Source organism: Pseudohaliea sp. (assembly GCF_054552115.1).
Genome location: NZ_JBTOLW010000017.1, coordinates 1 through 17,772 on the forward strand (window position 1 = coordinate 1; position 17,772 = coordinate 17,772).

A 17,772-nucleotide genomic window follows, 5' to 3' on the forward strand; every position below is an offset into this window, starting at 1 on the left:
ACGCAAAGCTGCCGTAACAGTCTGCGAGGGGTTCGACGGGGCGGTTGCGGTACTCTACCGCGGGCGCACTCTCGACTACCGCCTACTTGCCCAAGGCCAGCCACCAGCGCCGCTTGACGACGAGAAGAGCGTCCATCTCAGTGTTCAGAATGCTAAGCAACAACAGCTCGCCAACCCTGCGCACAAGCCCGCCCCGGACCACCCTTGGAAGCGTATTCCGGTGAAGCCGGGAGCCGCTCCTTCCCGTGGCTGAACGATGTCGGCAAAGGGGACATATCTAGTTTGGAGAAAAGGGGACATTTCTACTTTGGGTTGACAGCGCGGCGTGGCTCAGTCCGCGCCGCGGGCGAGCAGCAGGGCAGGGGTGCCGGCGGCGAGTTCGATGGCGAGGTAGGCGACGAACTTCGGGTCCGGCATGCCGTCGACGGCAAGGCTTAGAAGGCGGCCCGCGGCGATGCCCAGCATGAAGACGCCGGCGGTGATGAGCGCCGGGCGGCGGAGCCTTGCGTCGAAGGCGCCGGCCAGCCAGAGCGCGGAAGCGGCGAGGTAGAGGCCCATGTAGGCGCGGAAGATATGGGTCAGGTTGGTGCCTTCGACGGTGATGCCGTAAAGCCGCTGCAGGGACTTGGCCGGGTCGGCGCCGTAGGACAGGGCCACCGGCACCAGGGCGATGGCGAGCAGCAGCAGGAAGCCGCGGCGCAGACGGTCTTGCGAATGAGCAGGCATGCTGTGGTGTTCCCTCTTCCGGTTTCCCTGTTCGCCTGCGCGACAGGCGGCGGGCTCCAGTATAGGCGGGACGGCTTTCCGGGGGCACCCGCGGGCGGGGGAACGAAAAAGGCGGGCGACCGCAGTGATGCGACCACCCGCAGGGGGGGATTAGAACTGGGGCAGCAGGACGCTGTCGATCACCCAGACGATGCCGTTGCTGGTGCTCACGCCCTGGCAGCTCACGCCGGCGCCGTTGACGCGGCTGTGGCCATCGACGAAGGCGTAGGAGACTTTCTGGCCCTGGAGCGTGTTGCGCAGTACGGAGGTGAAGTGGATGCGCGGATCACGGCGGCCCGTGGAGACGTGGTAGGTGAGGACCGACGTCAGTACCTCGGGGTCGGCGAGAATCGCGTCCAGCATGCCGGGGGGCAGCGCCGCGAAGGCGTCGTTGGTGGGCGCGTAGACCGTGATGTCTTCCGTGGTGGCGAGCGCATCCGCGAGGCCGGCGGCGGTTACCGCGTCGACCAGCGTGGAGAGCTCGGGGGTGGCCAGGGCGGCATCCACGACGGTACCGTCGAAGAATACGCGGGGCGTGGAGTTGCAGGCGGCGAAGGCCTCACTGGCCTGCGCCTGGGCACCTTGCAGCAGGGCAAAGGTGGCCGCGGAACCAAGGACAAACTGCTTCAGCGTCTTGCTCAACTTCATGCTCGGGCTCCTTGCATGGGGCAGTTGCTAACGGGTTGGGGGAGCCATCCCGCAGGGCGCCGGCGGCGCTCTGCGACAGGCAAAAGACGCTACGCGGCAGCTTTCGCACTTGGATGAGCATCGCGCAACGCATTGCGCAACGGCTGAAAGAGCATTAAAAACAGAAAGTTAGCAGCTATTCCCCTGGGGTCAGTGGGGAATACCGTACAGTTTTCGTCAAGCTTTTGCGGGCGGCGCCCGGCCGGGCGCCGCCGCGGGGATCACTCGTCGAGGAAGCTGCGCAGGTAGTCCGAGCGGGTCGGGTGGCGCAGCTTGCGCAGCGCCTTGGCCTCGATCTGGCGGATGCGCTCGCGGGTCACGTCGAACTGCTTGCCGACCTCCTCGAGCGTGTGGTCCGTGTTCATGTCGATGCCGAAGCGCATGCGCAGCACCTTGGCCTCGCGGGCGGTGAGGCCGGCGAGCACGTCCTTGGTGGCTTCCTGCAGGCCCTGGCCGGTGGCGGAGTCCACGGGGGAATGGATCGTCGTGTCCTCGATGAAGTCGCCCAGGTGCGAGTCCTCGTCGTCGCCGATGGGCGTCTCCATGGAGATCGGTTCCTTGGCGATCTTCAGCACCTTGCGGACCTTGTCCTCGGGCATGTCCATGCGTTCGCCGAGTTCTTCCGGTGTCGGCTCCCGGCCCATCTCCTGCAGCATCTGCCGCGAGATGCGGTTCAGCTTGTTGATGGTCTCGATCATATGCACCGGGATACGGATGGTCCGGGCCTGGTCCGCGATTGAGCGGGTGATGGCCTGGCGGATCCACCAGGTGGCGTAGGTCGAGAACTTGTAGCCGCGCCGGTACTCGAACTTGTCGACGGCCTTCATGAGGCCGATGTTGCCCTCCTGGATGAGGTCCAGGAACTGCAGGCCGCGGTTGGTGTACTTCTTGGCGATGGAGATCACCAGGCGCAGGTTGGCCTCGACCATTTCCTTCTTGGCGCGGCGGGCGCGGGCCTCGCCCATGCTCATGCGGCGGTTGATCTCCTTGATCTCGGTGACCGTAAGGCCGGTCTCTTCCTCGATCTGCTGGATGCGCCGCTGGGCGCGCTGGATGTCTTCCTTGCGTGCGCTGAGCTTGCTGCCGTAGTCCTTCTTGCGGGCGTGGCGGCCGGCCCACTTGAGGTCCGCCTCCGCGCCCTGGAACGACTTGATGAACTCCTTGCGCGGCATCCCGCACTGGCGCACGGCGATGCGCATGATCTCGCGCTCCTGCTCGCGAACCTGCGCCAGGGCGGTGCGGGCCTCCTCGGTCAGGGGCTCGAAGATCCGCGGCGTGAGCTTGAAGAACTTGAACAGTTCGCCGAGCTTTTCCATCTCGGCTACCGCTTCCTTGTGCTGCCGGCCCTTCGCCGCGATGGTTTTTTCTGCCTTGTTGTACTGGCGCTTGAGGGCGGTGAAGCGCTTCTTGGCCTCCACCGGGTCCGGCCCGCCTTCATTGTCGTCGTCGGAATCGTCCTTGGCCGCGGCCTCGGCGATCTGGGCGGCGGAGGGCACGTGCTCGGCCGGGTCCAGGTAGCCCACGAGCACATCGCTGAGCTTGCGTTCTTCCTTCGTGACCAGGGTGTACTCGTCGAGGATCGCCTTGACGGCGCCGGGGTAGAAGGCAAGCGCCGCCATGAGCTCGCGGATGCCTTCCTCGATGCGCTTGGCGATGACGATCTCGCCCTCGCGGGTGAGCAGCTCGACGGTGCCCATTTCGCGCATGTACATGCGCACCGGGTCCGTCGTGCGGCCGGCTTCCGTCTCGACGGCGGCGAGCGCCGCGGCTGCCTCGGCGGCGGCGATGTCGTCGGCCGAGCTGTCGCCCTCGGTCATCAGCAGTTCATCCGCGTCCGGGGCCTGCTCGTAGACATGGATACCCATATCGTTGATCATCTGGATGATGTCTTCGACCTGGTCCGGATCCGAGATGTCATCCGGGAGGTGATCGTTCACCTCGGCGTAAGTGAGGTAGCCCTGCTCCTTGCCCTTGGCAATCAGGGACTTCAGCCTGGACTGCTGCTTCACGACGCTCGTCATTCAGGAAAACCTTTGTAAATCAGCGATAAAGAGAAAAAACGTAGCCGGCCATTATAGCGGGTAACGCGGTCATTTGCCCACAAAATGTACGGAAAAATTTTACGTTGTGTCGTCGGTCGCGTTGCCGGGCCTTTGCCCGGGGCGAGGGGGTCATGGAACGCGCTAGTGGCGGTCGTTGCGGAACTGCCTGTCCAGTTGCTGCAGCTGATGCAACAGCTCCCTCAATTCTTGTTTTTGCTCTGCGCCCATGTGAGCGTAGTCGGTGCTTCTTAATTTGTCGACCCGCGCCACGATGCGCTCTCGCTCGGGCTGAGCCAGAAGCCGGGCGATGGTGGCGCGGAACTGGGCCTCGATGCCCTCGGCCGGGATGAGCCGCTCCTGGCCGGCCAGCCGCCCCAGCAGTTCGCCCTCGGCGGTGCCGTGCCAGTGCCCGAGGAGCATGGCGGTGCTCGACTCCGGGTGGCGCTGCAGCAGCTCCACCATCGCGTGCAGGAGCGCCGCTTCCGCGCCGGCGAGGCTCGCCAGGGCCGCGGGGTCGGCGTGGCGCGCGGCGGAGGGCTGGTGCAGGAGCAGGGCGATGGCACTCTGCAGCAGGTTGGCGTGCCCGCTGCGCCGCTCGGTGAGGGGTGAGCGCCGCCGCGGTGCCGGGGCCGTGCCTGGCGCTGTGTCTTCGGGTGCCGGGGGCGGTGCCTCCCGGGGCGGGGGCGGCGCCTCGAGGGCCAGCAGGCTCTCGAGTTCCAGTCCCGTCCGCTCGGCGAGTTCCCGGAACATGAGTTCCCGGTAGACGCCCTGGGGCAGGGTGCGCAGGTGCGGGAGCGCTGCCCTGGCGTAGCGCGCCCGGCCCTCGAGGGTGCCGGTGTCGATGCCTTCGGCGCAGGCCTCGAACAGGAAGCTCTCCAGGGGGGTGGCGTGGTCCGCCAGGCCGCGGAAGTGCTCCGGGCCGCGGGCGCGCACGAGCGTGTCCGGATCCTCGCCCTCGGGCAGGAACAGGAAGCGGGCCTGGCGGCCGTCGGTCATCGCCGGCAGCGTCGCTTCGAGCGCGCGGAAGGCGGCCTTGCGGCCGGCCTCGTCACCGTCGAAGCAGAACACCACCTCCGGGCAGAGGCGGAAGATGCGCTCCAGGTGGGTCTGGCTGGTCGCCGTGCCGAGGGTGGCGACGGCATTGCGGATGCCGTGCTGCGCGAGGGCGATGACGTCCATGTAGCCCTCGACAACCAGCAGCCTTTCCAGCTTGCGGTTGTGCTGGCGCGCTTCGAAGAGGCCGTAGAGCTCCCGGCCCTTGTGGAACACCGGTGTCTCCGGGGAGTTCAGGTACTTCGGTTTGTCGTCGCCGAGCACCCGGCCGCCGAAGGCGACGACGCGGCCGCGCTGGTCGCGGATGGGGAAGACCACCCGGTCGCGGAAGCGGTCATAGACCCTGCCTGCGTCGTTGCGCACGACCATGCCGGTCGCCAGCAGCCGGTCCCGGCGGGGCTCATCGCTGCCGAGGGCCTTGAGCAGGTTGTCCCAGCCGGGCGGGGCGAAGCCGAGGCCGAAGTCCCGGGCGATCTCCCCGGTCAGGCCGCGGCCGCGCAGGTAGCCCACGGCGCGTTCGGCGGCCGGGTGCGTCCTGAGGGCCTTCTGGTAGAAGACGCTGGCCTCCTCGAGCAGGCTGAAAAGGGGCTTGTGCCGGTCCTCGCGCTCACCGCTCCGGCGGCCGCCGTCTTCCCGCGGCACCGCCAGGCCGACGGTGCCGGCGAGGTTCTCCACCGCCTGCGGGAAGTCGATGTTCTCGTAATCCATCAGGAAGCCGAGCGCATTGCCGCCGGCGCCGCAGCCGAAGCAGTAATAGAACTGCTTTTCGGGGTTCACGGTGAAAGAAGGGGTCTTCTCGTCGTGGAAGGGGCAGCGGGCGCTGTAGTTCTTGCCGGTCTTCTTCAGCTTCACGCGCCGGTCGATCACGTCGACGATGTCGACCCGCTCGAGGAGGTCGTCGAGGAAGTTCTGGGGTATGCGGCCGGCCATCAGCGGGGCACCGGTCGGTGGGCGCGGGGCCGGGCCGGGGGACGCTGCACTGCCGCTAGCCGGAGAGGCGGGCCTTGACCAGCTTGCTCACGGCGCCCATGTCAGCGCGGCCCGCGAGCTTCGGCTTGAGTTCACCCATGACGGCGCCCATGGCCTGCATGCCGCTGGCGCCGCTGGTGGCGATGGCTTCGTCGACGAGCTGTGCCAGCTCGCCGTCTGACAGCTGGGCGGGCAGGAACTCGGTGATGACGGCGATTTCCGATGCCTCCTGCGCCGCGAGTTCGTCGCGGCCGGCCTCTTCGTACTGGACCTGGGAGTCGCGACGCTGCTTGACCATCTTGTCGAGGATGGCCAGTGCCCGCGCATCGTCGATGGCGATGCGCTCATCGACCTCGACGCGCTTGAATTCAGCCTGGATGAGACGGATGGTCGCGAGGCGTTCCTTGTCGCGGGCCTTCATGGCCGCCTTCATGGCGCCTTTGACCTGCTCGAGGATGCTGCCGTCGCTCACCGCGTGGGCTCCGGGGACTCAGTAGAGGCGGGTGCGCTTGCGGTTTTCGCGAGCCAGCTTCTTCAGATGACGCTTGACGGCGGCAGCCTGGGCGCGCTTGCGCACCGTGGTGGGCTTTTCGTAGTGCTCGCGGCGGCGCACTTCCGACAGCACGCCGGCTTTTTCACAGGAGCGCTTGAAGCGGCGCAGGGCCACGTCGAAGGGCTCGTTTTCCTTGACCTTGATGTGCGGCATGTAACCTCACCTGTCTGTTCATCGCTGGCGCGCGCCGGTCGCCGACCCTGCGCCCGTCGTGCAGTAAAGGGGCGCGCATTCTATACGCAAGGTGCGCGTAATGCAAAGCCCGTCACCGGGCTGTATCATGCGCCCTCTTTTCGACCCGGGGAGGGGCGATGCGAGTTCTGGGCCTCGAGACATCCTGCGACGAGACCGGCGTCGCGGTCTATGACACGGACCGCGGCCTCCTCGCGCATGCCCTGCACAGCCAGGTCGACATGCACGCCCTCTACGGGGGCGTGGTGCCCGAGCTCGCCTCCCGGGACCATGTCCGGCGCGCGATCCCGCTGCTGGAAAAGGTGCTCGCCGATGCCCGCTGCACGGCGGCGGACATCGACGCCGTCGCCTACACTGCCGGCCCGGGGCTGGTCGGCGCCCTCCTGGTGGGGGCGACGCTCGCCCGCGGGCTCGCCGCCGGCTGGGGCGTACCGGCCCTGGGCGTGCACCACATGGAGGGCCACCTGCTCGCGCCCATGCTGGAGGCCGAGGCGCCGGAGTTCCCCTTCGTGGCCCTGCTGGTTTCCGGCGGTCACACGCAGCTGGTCCGGGTCGACGGGATCGGCACCTACCGGCTCCTCGGCGAGTCCGTGGACGACGCCGCGGGCGAGGCCTTCGACAAGGTGGCCAAGATGCTGGGCCTGCCCTACCCGGGCGGGCCGCAGGTGGCGGCGCTGGCCGCGGACGGCGACCCGCAGCGTTTTACCTTCCCGCGGCCCATGGTCAACCGGCCGGGCCTCGACTTCAGCTTCAGCGGCCTGAAGACCCACACGCTGGTCACCCTGCGCGACTGTGCCGGCGAGGGGGAGGCGAGCGCGCGCGACAAGGCGGATATCGCCCGCGCCTTCGAGGAGGCGGTGGTCGACACGCTGGTCATCAAGTGCCGCCGGGCCCTGCAACAGGAGGGGCTTTCCACCCTGGTCATGGCCGGCGGCGTGAGCGCCAACCGGCGCCTGCGCGCGCGCCTGGCAGACAGCCTGAGCGCGCGGCAGGCCCGGGTGTTCTATCCCGCACCGGCTTTCTGCACCGATAACGGCGCCATGATCGCCTTCGCCGGTGCCTGCCGCCTCGCCGCCGGCGAAGTGGACGGGCCGGACGCCCGCGTGCGGCCACGCTGGCCCATGGACGAGCTGTCACCCGTCGCGCTCCCGCCGGGGGCCGCGGCCCGGTGAGCGACCGGGTTTTCATCCGCGGCCTGCGCGTGGACACGGTCATCGGTGTCTACGGCTGGGAGCGCACGGTACGCCAGACCCTCGTCCTGGACCTCGAGCTGGCCGCGGATATCGCCGGCCCCGCGATGACGGACGACGTCGGCAGGGCCCTCGACTACGATGCCGTCTGCCGGCGGCTCCGCCGCTACGGCGCCGAGAGCCAGTGGCAGCTGGTGGAAAGCTTCGCCGAAGGGGTGGCGACGCTGCTGCGCGAGGAGTTCGCGGTGCCCTGGCTGCGCCTGCGCCTGGCCAAGCCCGGCGCCGTCGCCGGTGCCGGCGACGTGGGGGTGATCATCGAGCGTGGGGCGCATCCCTGATGCCGCGCATCTACCTCGGCATCGGCAGCAACATCGAGCGCGAGCGCCACGTGGCCATCGCCCTGGACGCGCTGGCGGACCGCTTCGGCGAGCTTGCCGTGTCCCCGGTCTTCGAGGCGCCGGCCCTGGGCTTTGCCGGCGACCCTTTTCTCAATCTCGTTGTCGGCGTCGACGGCAACCTGCCGCTGCGTACCCTCGCCCGGGACCTGCGCGCCCTGGAGCTGGCCCACGGACGGCCACCGAACGCGACCCGCAACAGCCCGCGGCGCCTGGATATCGATATCCTGACCTACGGCGACCGGGTCGGGACCGTGGACGGCGTGGAGCTGCCCCGGGGGGAGATTCTCACCAGCGCCTTCGTGCTGCGGCCGCTGGCGGCGCTTGCGCCCGACGACCGGCACCCGGCCTGCGGCGAAACCTATGCGGCGCTGTGGAACCGCTTCGACCAGGCCGCCCAGCCGATCCGCCCGGTGCCTTTCGCCTGGCGCGGCCGCGATCTCACTCCCCGGCAAAGCTGTCCCTGAGCGCCTCCAGCCGGCGGATACGCTCCGCTTCCATGGCCCTGCCGATGGCCTTGCCGCTGAGCCCCTCCGCAACAAAGGGGGCCGCGGAGACGTCGCGCACCCGCTCCCGGGCCCGGCGCAGGTAGTCATCCGGGAAGCCCTCGCCGGCCAGCGCCGCCGCGCCCTCGAGGAAGTCTTCGAAACGCCCGTGGTCGCGCAGCGCACCTGCGGCCTCCAGCAGTACCAGCAGTTCCTCGCCGCCGAGGGTCCCGGCCCGGGCGGCGCGCTCCGCCTGGGCGGCGAGCAGCAGGGCCAGTTCCCGGTGCCGGCGGGGGACCTTCAGCCGCTCGCAGAGCCGCTCCAGCGCCGGCGGCGCGAGGCCGTGGGTGAGCACCGCAAAGCGCAGGGCGCTGTCGTCACTGCGCGCTGCCGCGGCCGCGAGCTGATCGAGGGCGGCATCGCTCCGCTCATCCAGCTCCGGTGCCAGGGCCGCCAGGGCGCCACAGCCCTTCAGCACGGAGAAGTAGACCGCGGGGTCCGCCTCGCGCAGGGCTTTTTCGGTCTCCACCCAGACCCGCTCGGCGGGCAGGTGGGTGAGTTCGCCCTCGGCGACGATCTCGGCCATGAGCGCCAGCGTCTCCGGGGCGACCGTGAAGCCGAGGTGCGCGTAACGGGCGGCGAAGCGCGCGGTGCGCAGCACGCGCAGCGGGTCTTCCACGAAGGCCGGGGAGACGTGGCGCAGCACTTTCCCTGCCAGGTCCCGCTGGCCGCCATAGGGGTCGATGAGGCGGCCATCCGGGTCGCGGGCCATGGCGTTGATGGTCAGGTCCCGGCGCTTCAGGTCTTCCTCGAGGGTGACGTCCGGGGCCGCGTGAACGTCGAAGCCCGTGTAACCATGGCCCTGCTTGCGCTCCGTGCGGGCCAGGGCGAACTCCTCCTTGCTGTCCGGGTGCAGGAAGACCGGGAAATCCCTGCCCACCGGGGTATAGCCCTGCTCGAGCAGGTCCTCGGCACGGGCGCCGACAACGACCCAGTCCTTTTCCGTGAACGGGTAGCCGAGCAGGTCGTCGCGGACGGCGCCGCCAACCAGGTAGATTTCCATGCTTTCAGTCTAGACGGTCATGCGCCGCAGGGCTCGGCGAGGCGTTCGCCGCTGGCCAGGTTGAAGAAGGTCAGTTCGCCGCCCCAGACACAGCCCGTGTCCAGGCCGATGAAGCGCGGGTCGCCCGTCGCGCCGCCGAGGGCGGCCCAGTGGCCGAAGATCACGCGCTCCCTGTCCGCGAGGCGGTGCGGGTGGCGGAACCAGGGGCGGAAGGGGCCGTCCTCGCCATCTCCCTCGGGCGGCCCCTTGTTGTCGAGGTCGAGGGTGCCGTCGGCGGCGCAGAAACGCATGCGGGTGAAGGTGTTGGTGATCACGCGCAGCCGTGGCCAGCCGGTGAGGTCATCCGTCCAGCCGGCCGGCTCGTTGCCATACATGTGCTCGAAGAAACGGTCACAGTCGGCCCCGGTGAGGGCCGCTTCCACTTCCCGGGCACGGGCCACCGCGGTGGCGCCGTCCCACTGCGGGGGGATGCCTGCATGGACGAAGAGGTCGCCGTCCGCGCGGCGCAGGAGCGGCTGCTCCTGCAGCCAGTCCAGGAGGCGGTCGCTGTCCCGGGCGCGGAGAATGGGCCCGAGCGTGTCCGAGGGTGACAGCGAGCGTGCGCCGGCGCGGGCGGCGAGGAGGTGCAGGTCGTGGTTGCCGAGCACGAGGCGCAAGTTATCGCGCCGCTCATGGAGAAAGCGCAGGGTCTCGAGGCAGGCCGGCCCCCGGTTGACGACGTCCCCCACGGACCACAGGCGGTCCCGGTCCGGCGAGAACCGCACCCGGTCCAGCAGGCGCTCGAGGGGGGGCAGGCAGCCCTGGATATCGCCGACGGCGTAATCAGCCACGAGAGTCAGCCATGGTCGCTAGCCGCGACGGTCAGTTCAGCGCGGTGGGGGTGTGCAGGGTGAAGGCCGGGATCGGCACCTCGAAGGCCGGCTGCGCCTCCGGGTCGATGGCCGTCTCGCCGGCGAGCACCATCGTGTACTCGCCCTGCATGTAGCCCACAGGCGTCGGCAGTGTCGCACCGCTCGTGTAGCGGAAGTAGCGCCCGGGCTCGATCACCGGCTGTTCGCCGACCACGCCCGCGCCGCGCACCTCCTGCACCTCGCCGTTGCCGTCGGTAATCTGCCAGTGCCGCGACAACAGCTGTACCGGCATCTCGCCGAGGTTGCTGATGGAGATGGTATAGGCGAAGGTGTATTGCGCCTCCTCCGGGTTCGAGTGCGAGGGGAGGTAGGTGGTCTGCACCTCGATGCGGACCTGGTCCGGGTCGAATTCGCTCATGGCCTCACTGTTTGTCGCCGTTCTCGCCGCCTGTTTCATCAGCCTTTCCGTTGCCGTGCTCGGAGCCGTGCAGCGCGTTCGCCAGCCTGATGAAATCCGGGAGTTCGAGGGTTTCCGCGCGGGCGCCGGGGTCGATACCGAGCGCCGCGAGGGTCGCCTCTGTTGTAAGGCCTTTGAGATTGTTGCGCAAGGTCTTGCGGCGCTGGGCGAAGGCGGCCTGCACCGTGGCCCGGAGCGCCGCCGGGTCGCAGGCGGGCCAGGGGGATTCGCGCCAGGGCACGAGGCGCACCACCGCGGACTGGACCTTCGGCTGCGGTGTGAAGGCCTCCGGCGGCACCTCGAAGAGTGCCTCCACCTGGCAGTGGTACTGGGCCATGATGCCGAGGCGCCCCCACTGGCCGCCGCCGGGGCTCGCCGCCAGCCGCTCGACCACCTCGCGCTGGAGCATGAAGTGCATGTCCTCGACGAGCTCCGCCTGGTCGAGCAGCCGAAAGATCAGGGGCGTCGAGATGTTGTAGGGCAGGTTGCCCACCACCCGCAGCCGCGGCGCGCCGGGGCCGCCGCGCAGGGCGGCGAAATCGAACTTCAGGGCATCGGCCTTGTGCAGGTGAAAGCGCGGGTAGATGCTGAACGCCGCCAGCAGTCCCGCGGCCAGGTCCCGGTCCAGCTCGATCGCATCGAGGCGGCAGCCGGTGCTCACCAGCGCCTCGGTGAGCGCCCCGTGCCCGGGGCCGATTTCCACGAGGTGGTCGCTTTCCCGGGGCGCGATGGCGCTCTCGATACGGTGGATGACCGTGGCGTCCCGGAGGAAGTTCTGGCCGAAGCGCTTGCGCGCCGGCCGCGGCGTGGGGGTGCGTGCTGCCATGGCGTCATGGTAACGCCTGGCCGGTGTCCCGTCCCGCTCACAAGTTGGTACCATAACGCTCTTCGAGCGATGGCCCCCTCATGACCTTCAGGCAGTATTTTTCCCTCATCGATACGATGGCACGCATGTCGCTGAAGGCCGACGCCGCGCGCTTCTTTTTTGGCTACCTCTGGTGGATCCTCGAGCCGCTCCTCTACGTGGGCGTGTTCTACGTGGTCTTCGAGGTGATCCTCGGCAGCAAGCGGGCAGATTTTCTCGTCTTCCTCATGTGCGGCAAGCTGACCTTCATCTGGCTGTCCAAGTCCGTGAACCAGGCCTCTCGCAGTATCGTGGCGAGCAAGGGCCTGATCGGGAAAATCGACGTGCCCAAGAGCCTCTTTCCCATGGCCACCATCCAGGAGGGGCTGTACAAGCAGGCCTCGGTGTTCCTGCTGCTGTTCGTGGTGCTCTGGTCCCAGGGCTACAGTGTGACGGCAAGCTGGGGCTGGCTGCTGCCGCTGGTATTCGTCAATTACCTCATGATCGTGGCACTGTCACTGTTCGGCGCATTCCTGGTCTGTCTCGCCTTCGATTTCAGCATGCTCATCTCCCTGGGCATGATCTTCCTGCTCTTTACCTCGGGTATTTTCTGGGACGTTCGCGGCCTGGCGGATCCCGCGATGACCGATGCGGTGCTGGCTCTGAACCCGGTGGCCTTCATCATCGATGCCTACCGGCAGGTATTGATGGCCGGCACCGCGCCGGACCTCGCGCACCTCGCTGCCGTCGGGGCCGGTGCCATTGCGCTGGTTGCCGCGGGCGTGCTGCTCCTGCGCCGCTCGAGCCGTTTCCTGGCGCTCAAGGCGATCACCGCGTGAGTGGCGGGAACCCGACAGCCGGTGACCGGCGGTTGATGCTCGAACTCCGGGGCGTGTCACACAGCTACCACGCGCGCCGGGCCAACTTCGAGCGCGGCCTGCACCGGGTCCTGGACGACGTTTCATTGCGTGTGCACCAGGGCGAAACCCTGGGCATCATCGGGCGCAACGGCGCGGGCAAGACCACCCTGCTCCGGCTGCTGGCCGGTGTGCTGGCTCCGCGGGCTGGTACCGTCTGGCGGCGCCCCGGAGCCAGCTGCAGCCTCCTGACCCTGGGCCTCGGCTTCCAGCCCCGGCTGTCGGGCCGCGACAATGCACTGCTCTCGGCCATGCTGCAGGGGGCCACGCGGCGCCAGGCCCAGGCCTGCCTCGAGGAGATCCGGGAGTTCTCGGAACTGGGCCCCTCCTTCGAGGAGCCGGTGGCCACCTACTCGGCCGGCATGCGCTCCCGCCTCGGCTTCAGCACGGCGATCATGACCCGGGTCGATATCCTGCTCATCGACGAGATCCTCAGCGTCGGTGACGCGGCTTTCCGCAGCAAGGCCCGGGAGTTGATGGCGGCGCGGCTGACCGGTGAGCAGACCGTGGTCCTGGTGTCGCACCAGGAGGACCAGGTGCGCGAGCTCTGCGACACGGCGGCGTGGATCGACGCCGGGGTAATTCGCGGCGAGGGCCCGGCCGAGGACGTCCTCGCGGCCTACGCCGCCGCGTCGCCGGGCTCCGGCTGACCGCGCCGGCTGGCCGCGGCGCCGCGGGCGAGGGCGATCAGCGCGCCGAGGAGCGCGCCGGCGACAAGCGCCCCGGCGAGGAGCAGGATCCTGCGCGGGGCCACCGGCGCCGGCGGGGGGGCCGCGGGCCGGTCGGTGCGGGCAACGCGGAGCCCGGTCAGATCGCGCTCGAGCAGGCCCTCGAGCATGCTGATCCGGGCCTGCAGGTCGGCGGCGCCCTCGGCATAGGCGGTGAAGTCCTGCCGTGCCTTGAGCGCCTCGATGGTTCGATTATGTTCCAGGAGTTCCAGCTCCCGCTCGATCTCGCGCAGTTCCGGCAGGTAGGGGCGGTCGTCGCTCCGCGCCGCCAGCCCGCGAAGCTCGGCCTCGAGCAGCTCGGTGCCGCGCAGGAACAGGAGCTCCCTTTCGCCCTGCCCTGAGGCATCCAGCCGCAGGATGCGTGTTTCTCCCGGAACCTCCCGGGCAGCCAGGGTCTCCAGGTTGGTCGGTTTTTCGATGCCCAGGCGCTCGGCGATCGCGATCGCTTCGCGGAGCGCGTTCATGCGGTCGTTGCGCAGGCCCGCTGCCTGGTTGAGCAGGCTCTTGCGCTGGTCCTCGAGCTCGGCCCGACGCTGCGCATCAGCCTCGCGCAGGCGGGTGATGAGCTGCTCCGCCGCCAGCCGCTCGGCCCGTGCCATGGCGGCGAGTTCTGCCTCGAGCGCGCCGATCCGCCCGCCGACCGTGGCCCGGAAGTCAGCGGCGAGTTCCTCCCGGGCGAGGGCCCGTGCTTCCCGTGCCAGCGCGCTGGCGGCCTCGGCGGCCAGGCCCGGATCGGGCCCCCGGAAGGTGAGCCGCAGGGTCATGCTGTCGGCGTTGTCGCCTTCAAGCTCCGCACTGAAGGATGCGGCGAAGGCGCGTCGCGCGCTCTCCTCGGCGGCTGCATCCCCGGCGCCGGCCGTGGGTTGCAGGGCGGCGAAAACGGCGCGCCGGGTGCGCGTCGAGCCGGCCGCGGAGGCCACGCGGCGCAGCGCCCCCTCGGGCGTTATCCTGAACAGCGCGCGCCCCGCTCCCTCGTCCCGCTCCGACGCCGATGCGCTGGCGATGTTGATGCGCGCGAGGTCGGCGGCGGTGGCCGGGCGCAGGCTGGTTTCCGCCTCGAAGCTGGGTGTGGCGACGACGAAGGCATAGAGCGCGGCGAGGACCACGCAGCCGGCCGTGACGCCGGCGATCAGGGCGCGCTGGCGCCACAGGCCGGCGGCCAGTTCGAAGAGGTCAAGCTCATCGTCGTAGGGAGCGGGCTGTCTGGGAGCTTCCATGGGCTCGAGGCTTCCTGGCGGTGGGATTCCTGGCGGTGAGAAAGGCAGGTAGTGCGGAGCCTAGCACATGGGCCTTTCCCGCCGCTGACGCTCGGCGACCACCCAGGCCTGCTGCATGAGGATGCAGTAGAGCAGGAACAGGCCCAGGAAAATGAAAAACTGGTACGGCGTGCCGGTTTCCGCGCGGGCCAGGGTAAGCCCCATGAGCGGCGATGCCAGCCCGAGGGTGCCGATGACCAGCAGGCCGCGCCGTTCACTGAGGCCGAGGGCCTGGGTCAGGTGGTGGATGTGGCTCCGGTCCGAGCGGATCGGGGAGTGCCCCCGGAGCACCCGGCGCAGCGTGGTGAAGGTCATGTCGTAGAGCGGCAGACCCACCAGGTAGAGCGCGGTGACCGGCTCGATGGCCTTGAGCCCGGCGACGTCCGCGTCGGCGACGGTGAGGATCAGCGAGACCACGATCAGTCCCATGAGCTTGCTGCCCGCATCGCCAAGGAAAGTTTTCGGCACGGCGGGCCATAGGCCGAGGTTGGATACGAGGAAGGCGAGCAGCGCCATGCCGATGAAGATCGTGACCAGCCCGGGGGCGGTGCCCGTGAACAGGTGGAAGCTGAACAGGGTGATGAGCGTGATGACACCGAGCACACCATCCATGCCGTCCAGCATGTTGTAGGCGTTGATGACACCGAAGATGCAGATCACGGTGAACGGGTAGGCTATCCAGCCCTGCAGGACGATCGGTCCCGTGCCGAGGAGGTCGCCCAGGTTCTCTGCGCGCAGTTCCAGTCCCTCGATGATCAGCAGGGCGACCAGGACCTCGGTGAGGATGCGGGAGAAGACGCTCACGCTGCGCAGGTCGTCGATGGTCCCGGCGAGGACCAGCAGGCCGCCCGCGAGCAGAAAGATCCAGAGGGAGCGGCCGTAGGTCGACAGGCTGTCGCCGCCCGTGTCACCCCAGAGCAGGGCGCCGAGCAGCAGGGCCAGGTAGATCGACAGACCGCCCACCAGCGGGACATCGCCGGCATGGCGCTTGCGGTGGTCCGGTGCGTCGACCAGCCCCACGCGATGGGCGATCGCCGAGAGCACGCGCAGCAACAGCAGTGTCAGCAGGAATGCCACGCCGGCTTGCAGGAGAAGTTCCGACATCGTTTGCCCGTGTCGATGGTCGCGGCTAGCTTACTCATTCGCCGCGGCCAGCACCATCCGTTGACGTGCCTTGCCCGGCAGCGTGTCTCAGTGAACCCGGCGCGATTTCCCGGCCCGGAAACCGCTGGCGTCCATGGCCCGCGCTTGCTAGGGTGTTCAGTATGTGAACGCAGGGTTTCCACGGGCCGCAGGACGGCCGTGCAAAGTCTGCGGTAGCCTGCCCGGGATCTGCGCTCCTCACTGCCAAGTGTCTGATAGAAAAACAGAAATTCATTTGCGCGTCATGCGCCTGCTGGCGGAGAATCCGCACAGGAGCCAGCGCGCCCTGGCGCGAGAGCTGGGCATCAGCCTGGGTGGCCTGAACTATTGCCTGCGGGCCCTGGTCGAGAAAGGCTGGATCAAGGTGGAGAATTTCTCCCGCTCGGAGAACAAGCTGCGCTACGCCTATCTCCTGACCCCGAGGGGCGTCGCCGGCAAGGCCCGCCTGACCCGGGGCTTTCTGAGGAGAAAGCGGATGGAATACGAAGCGCTCAAGGCGGAGATTGACGAGTTGCTGCTGGATGTCGAGGAAGGGCGCCCGTGAGCGCTCCCGCGTGGTCGCCCGGACAGCCGGTGGCGCCCCCTTTCCGCTGCCGGTCGCGGGCGCGGTGGGCGGCATGGTGAAACGCTTTGCGCTCATCGGCGCCGCCGGCTACATCGCCCCGCGACACATGAAGGCGATCAGTGAGACCGGCAATGATCTCGTGGCGGCGCTGGACCCGAACGACTCCGTGGGCATCATCGACAGCTACTTTCCGGACGCCGATTTCTTCACCGAGTTCGAACGCTTCGACCGGCACATCGACAAGCTGCACCGCGCCCGGACGGGGCAGGCGATCGACTACCTGTCCATCTGCTCCCCGAACTACCTGCACGATGCCCACGCGCGCTTTGCCCTGCGCTCCGGCGCGGACGCGATCTGCGAGAAGCCGCTGGTGCTCAACCCCTGGAACATCGATGGTCTCAGCGAACTGGAGGAGCAGACGGGGCGGCGAGTGCACACCATCCTGCAGCTGCGCCTGCACCCGGCCATCCTGGCCCTCAAGGAGCGGGTCGATGGCGCACGGAGTGCGCACAAGCACGAGGTCGACCTGACCTATATCACCTCCCGGGGCCACTGGTATCTGCAGAGCTGGAAGGGCAGCGAGGAGAAGTCCGGCGGCGTCGCGACCAACATCGGTGTGCACTTCTTCGACATGCTGCATTTCGTCTTCGGAGCGCTGCAGGACAACATCGTGCACCTGCGCACGCCAACGCGCGCGGCGGGGTACCTGGAGTACGCCCGGGCGCGGGTGCGCTGGTTCCTGTCCATCGACTACGCCGACATCCCGGCGGCGCAGCAGGCGGCGGGGCAGCGCACGTACCGCTCCATTACCGTGGACGGCGAGGAGGTCGAGTTTTCCGGGGGCTTTACCGACCTGCACACGCGCAGCTACGAGGAGATCCTCGCCGGCCGGGGGTTCCCGCTGGAGGCGAACCGCACCGCCATCGAGGCGGTCAGCCACATCCGCGACACGGCACCGGCACCGGCGCGCGGGGCGGCGCACCCGTTCCTGCCGGCCCGCGGCTGAGCACCGGGAGAGCCGCGATGTCCTACTACCGGCACGAGACCGCGATCGTCGACGACGGGGCCCGCATCGGTTCGGGCAGCCGGGTGTGGCACTTCGTCCACGTCTGTGGTGGCGCTCGTATCGGCGAGCGCGTATCGCTGGGGCAGGGCGTCTTCGTCGGCAACGAGGTCGTTATCGGCGATGACTGCAAGATCCAGAACAACGTCTCGGTCTACGACAGGGTCACCCTCGAGGACGGCGTTTTCTGCGGCCCCAGCATGGTCTTCACCAACGTGCACAATCCCCGGGCGCTCATCGAGCGCAAGGCGGAGTACCGCGACACGCTGGTCCGGAAGGGCGCGACCCTCGGCGCCAACTGCACCGTCGTGTGCGGGGTGACCATCGGCGAGTATGCCTTCGTGGGCGCCGGCGCCGTGGTCAATGCGGATGTCGCGCCCCATGCGCTGGTGGTCGGCGTGCCGGCCCGGCAGATCGGCTGGATGAGCCGCCACGGCGAGCAGCTCGACCTGCCGCTGGCCGGCGAGGGGGAAGCGCGCTGCCCGCACACCGGGGAGTTCTACCGGCTGCGGGCGGGGCGGCTCAGCTGCACCGGCCCCGGGGCGGACCCGTGA

General features: G+C 68.8%; 20 protein-coding genes and 1 pseudogene. 9 read left to right on the plus strand and 12 right to left on the minus strand.

Annotated features, from left to right (window positions below; all coding sequences use genetic code 11):
- Positions 1-253 (plus strand): annotated as a pseudogene (locus ACX93N_RS09620) (hypothetical protein); the annotation flags it as partial.
- A gap of 77 nt (positions 254-330) precedes the next feature.
- On the opposite strand, the gene ACX93N_RS09625 reads toward ACX93N_RS09620, so the two are convergent.
- The 6 genes from ACX93N_RS09625 to rpsU form a co-directional block, all read right to left on the minus strand.
- Positions 331-726 carry a DUF4345 domain-containing protein gene (locus ACX93N_RS09625; RefSeq protein ID WP_459428201.1) on the minus strand — a complete coding sequence of 132 codons (396 nt, stop codon included), beginning with the start codon at positions 724-726 and terminating at the stop codon, positions 331-333.
- A gap of 150 nt (positions 727-876) precedes the next feature.
- Positions 877-1,413 carry a fasciclin domain-containing protein gene (locus tag ACX93N_RS09630; RefSeq protein WP_459428202.1) on the minus strand — a complete coding sequence of 179 codons (537 nt, stop codon included), beginning with the start codon at positions 1,411-1,413 and terminating at the stop codon, positions 877-879.
- Between the two features lie 260 nt (positions 1,414-1,673).
- Positions 1,674-3,473, minus strand: a complete 1,800-nt coding sequence (gene rpoD / locus ACX93N_RS09635; protein ID WP_459428203.1) for an RNA polymerase sigma factor RpoD — start codon at positions 3,471-3,473, stop codon at positions 1,674-1,676.
- Positions 3,474-3,635: 162 nt separating this feature from the next.
- Positions 3,636-5,477: a DNA primase gene (gene dnaG / locus ACX93N_RS09640; RefSeq protein ID WP_459428204.1), complete on the minus strand. Its 1,842-nt coding sequence runs from the start codon at positions 5,475-5,477 to the stop codon at positions 3,636-3,638.
- Between the two features lie 55 nt (positions 5,478-5,532).
- The gene (locus ACX93N_RS09645; RefSeq protein WP_459428205.1) at positions 5,533-5,988 is read right to left on the minus strand and encodes a GatB/YqeY domain-containing protein; all 456 of its coding nucleotides are present in this window, start codon (positions 5,986-5,988) and stop codon (positions 5,533-5,535) included.
- An 18-nt stretch (positions 5,989-6,006) separates the two neighbouring features.
- Positions 6,007-6,222: a 30S ribosomal protein S21 gene (gene rpsU, locus ACX93N_RS09650; protein ID WP_350033786.1), complete on the minus strand. Its 216-nt coding sequence runs from the start codon at positions 6,220-6,222 to the stop codon at positions 6,007-6,009.
- A gap of 158 nt (positions 6,223-6,380) precedes the next feature.
- Here rpsU and tsaD point away from each other — a divergent pair, with 158 nt between their 5' ends.
- Genes tsaD through folK form a run of 3 tightly spaced genes read left to right on the plus strand, consistent with a single transcriptional unit; the run spans position 6,381 to position 8,313 of the window.
- A complete protein-coding gene (gene tsaD, locus ACX93N_RS09655) occupies positions 6,381-7,433 on the plus strand; it encodes a tRNA (adenosine(37)-N6)-threonylcarbamoyltransferase complex transferase subunit TsaD (RefSeq protein WP_459428206.1) in 1,053 nt (350 codons plus the stop codon).
- Positions 7,430-7,789 (plus strand): dihydroneopterin aldolase, encoded by a 360-nt coding sequence (folB, locus tag ACX93N_RS09660; protein WP_459428207.1) that lies wholly within the window; start codon positions 7,430-7,432, stop codon positions 7,787-7,789. Before tsaD ends, folB begins: the two co-directional genes overlap by 4 nt.
- Positions 7,789-8,313, plus strand: coding sequence for a 2-amino-4-hydroxy-6-hydroxymethyldihydropteridine diphosphokinase (gene folK, locus ACX93N_RS09665; protein ID WP_459428208.1), 525 nt, complete (start codon positions 7,789-7,791; stop codon positions 8,311-8,313). The genes folB and folK overlap by 1 nt, the downstream gene beginning before the upstream one ends.
- Here folK and ACX93N_RS09670 read toward each other — a convergent pair.
- Genes ACX93N_RS09670 through rsmA form a run of 4 tightly spaced genes read right to left on the minus strand, consistent with a single transcriptional unit; the run spans position 8,288 to position 11,528 of the window.
- A complete protein-coding gene (locus ACX93N_RS09670) occupies positions 8,288-9,394 on the minus strand; it encodes a hypothetical protein (RefSeq protein WP_459428209.1) in 1,107 nt (368 codons plus the stop codon). The genes folK and ACX93N_RS09670 overlap by 26 nt on opposite strands.
- A gap of 17 nt (positions 9,395-9,411) precedes the next feature.
- Positions 9,412-10,224 (minus strand): symmetrical bis(5'-nucleosyl)-tetraphosphatase, encoded by an 813-nt coding sequence (locus tag ACX93N_RS09675; RefSeq protein ID WP_459428210.1) that lies wholly within the window; start codon positions 10,222-10,224, stop codon positions 9,412-9,414.
- 31 nt (positions 10,225-10,255) lie between these two features.
- Positions 10,256-10,663: a Co2+/Mg2+ efflux protein ApaG gene (gene apaG, locus ACX93N_RS09680; RefSeq protein WP_459428211.1), complete on the minus strand. Its 408-nt coding sequence runs from the start codon at positions 10,661-10,663 to the stop codon at positions 10,256-10,258.
- 4 nt (positions 10,664-10,667) lie between these two features.
- Positions 10,668-11,528 carry a 16S rRNA (adenine(1518)-N(6)/adenine(1519)-N(6))-dimethyltransferase RsmA gene (gene rsmA, locus ACX93N_RS09685; protein WP_459428212.1) on the minus strand — a complete coding sequence of 287 codons (861 nt, stop codon included), beginning with the start codon at positions 11,526-11,528 and terminating at the stop codon, positions 10,668-10,670.
- 80 nt (positions 11,529-11,608) lie between these two features.
- Here rsmA and ACX93N_RS09690 point away from each other — a divergent pair, with 80 nt between their 5' ends.
- Positions 11,609-12,385, plus strand: a complete 777-nt coding sequence (locus ACX93N_RS09690) for an ABC transporter permease (RefSeq protein ID WP_459428213.1) — start codon at positions 11,609-11,611, stop codon at positions 12,383-12,385.
- Between the two features lie 35 nt (positions 12,386-12,420).
- Positions 12,421-13,113 carry an ABC transporter ATP-binding protein gene (locus ACX93N_RS09695; RefSeq protein WP_459428214.1) on the plus strand — a complete coding sequence of 231 codons (693 nt, stop codon included), beginning with the start codon at positions 12,421-12,423 and terminating at the stop codon, positions 13,111-13,113.
- On the opposite strand, the gene ACX93N_RS09700 is transcribed toward ACX93N_RS09695, so the two are convergent.
- Together ACX93N_RS09700 and ACX93N_RS09705 are read right to left on the minus strand one after the other, a co-directional pair.
- Positions 13,083-14,408: a Wzz/FepE/Etk N-terminal domain-containing protein gene (locus tag ACX93N_RS09700; RefSeq protein ID WP_459428215.1), complete on the minus strand. Its 1,326-nt coding sequence runs from the start codon at positions 14,406-14,408 to the stop codon at positions 13,083-13,085. The two genes, ACX93N_RS09695 and ACX93N_RS09700, sit on opposite strands and share 31 nt — an antisense overlap.
- Before the next feature lie 60 nt (positions 14,409-14,468).
- Entirely contained in the window at positions 14,469-15,551 is a 1,083-nt protein-coding gene (locus ACX93N_RS09705; protein ID WP_459428216.1) for a hypothetical protein, read from the minus strand.
- A gap of 247 nt (positions 15,552-15,798) precedes the next feature.
- Between ACX93N_RS09705 and ACX93N_RS09710 the strand changes: the two genes are divergently transcribed.
- The 3 genes from ACX93N_RS09710 (at position 15,799) to ACX93N_RS09720 (ending at position 17,772) form a co-directional block, all read left to right on the plus strand.
- Entirely contained in the window at positions 15,799-16,134 is a 336-nt protein-coding gene (locus ACX93N_RS09710; protein ID WP_459428217.1) for a MarR family EPS-associated transcriptional regulator, read from the plus strand.
- A gap of 73 nt (positions 16,135-16,207) precedes the next feature.
- Positions 16,208-17,161, plus strand: a complete 954-nt coding sequence (locus ACX93N_RS09715) for a Gfo/Idh/MocA family protein (protein WP_459428218.1) — start codon at positions 16,208-16,210, stop codon at positions 17,159-17,161.
- A 17-nt stretch (positions 17,162-17,178) separates the two neighbouring features.
- Entirely contained in the window at positions 17,179-17,772 is a 594-nt protein-coding gene (locus ACX93N_RS09720) for an acyltransferase (RefSeq protein WP_459428219.1), read from the plus strand.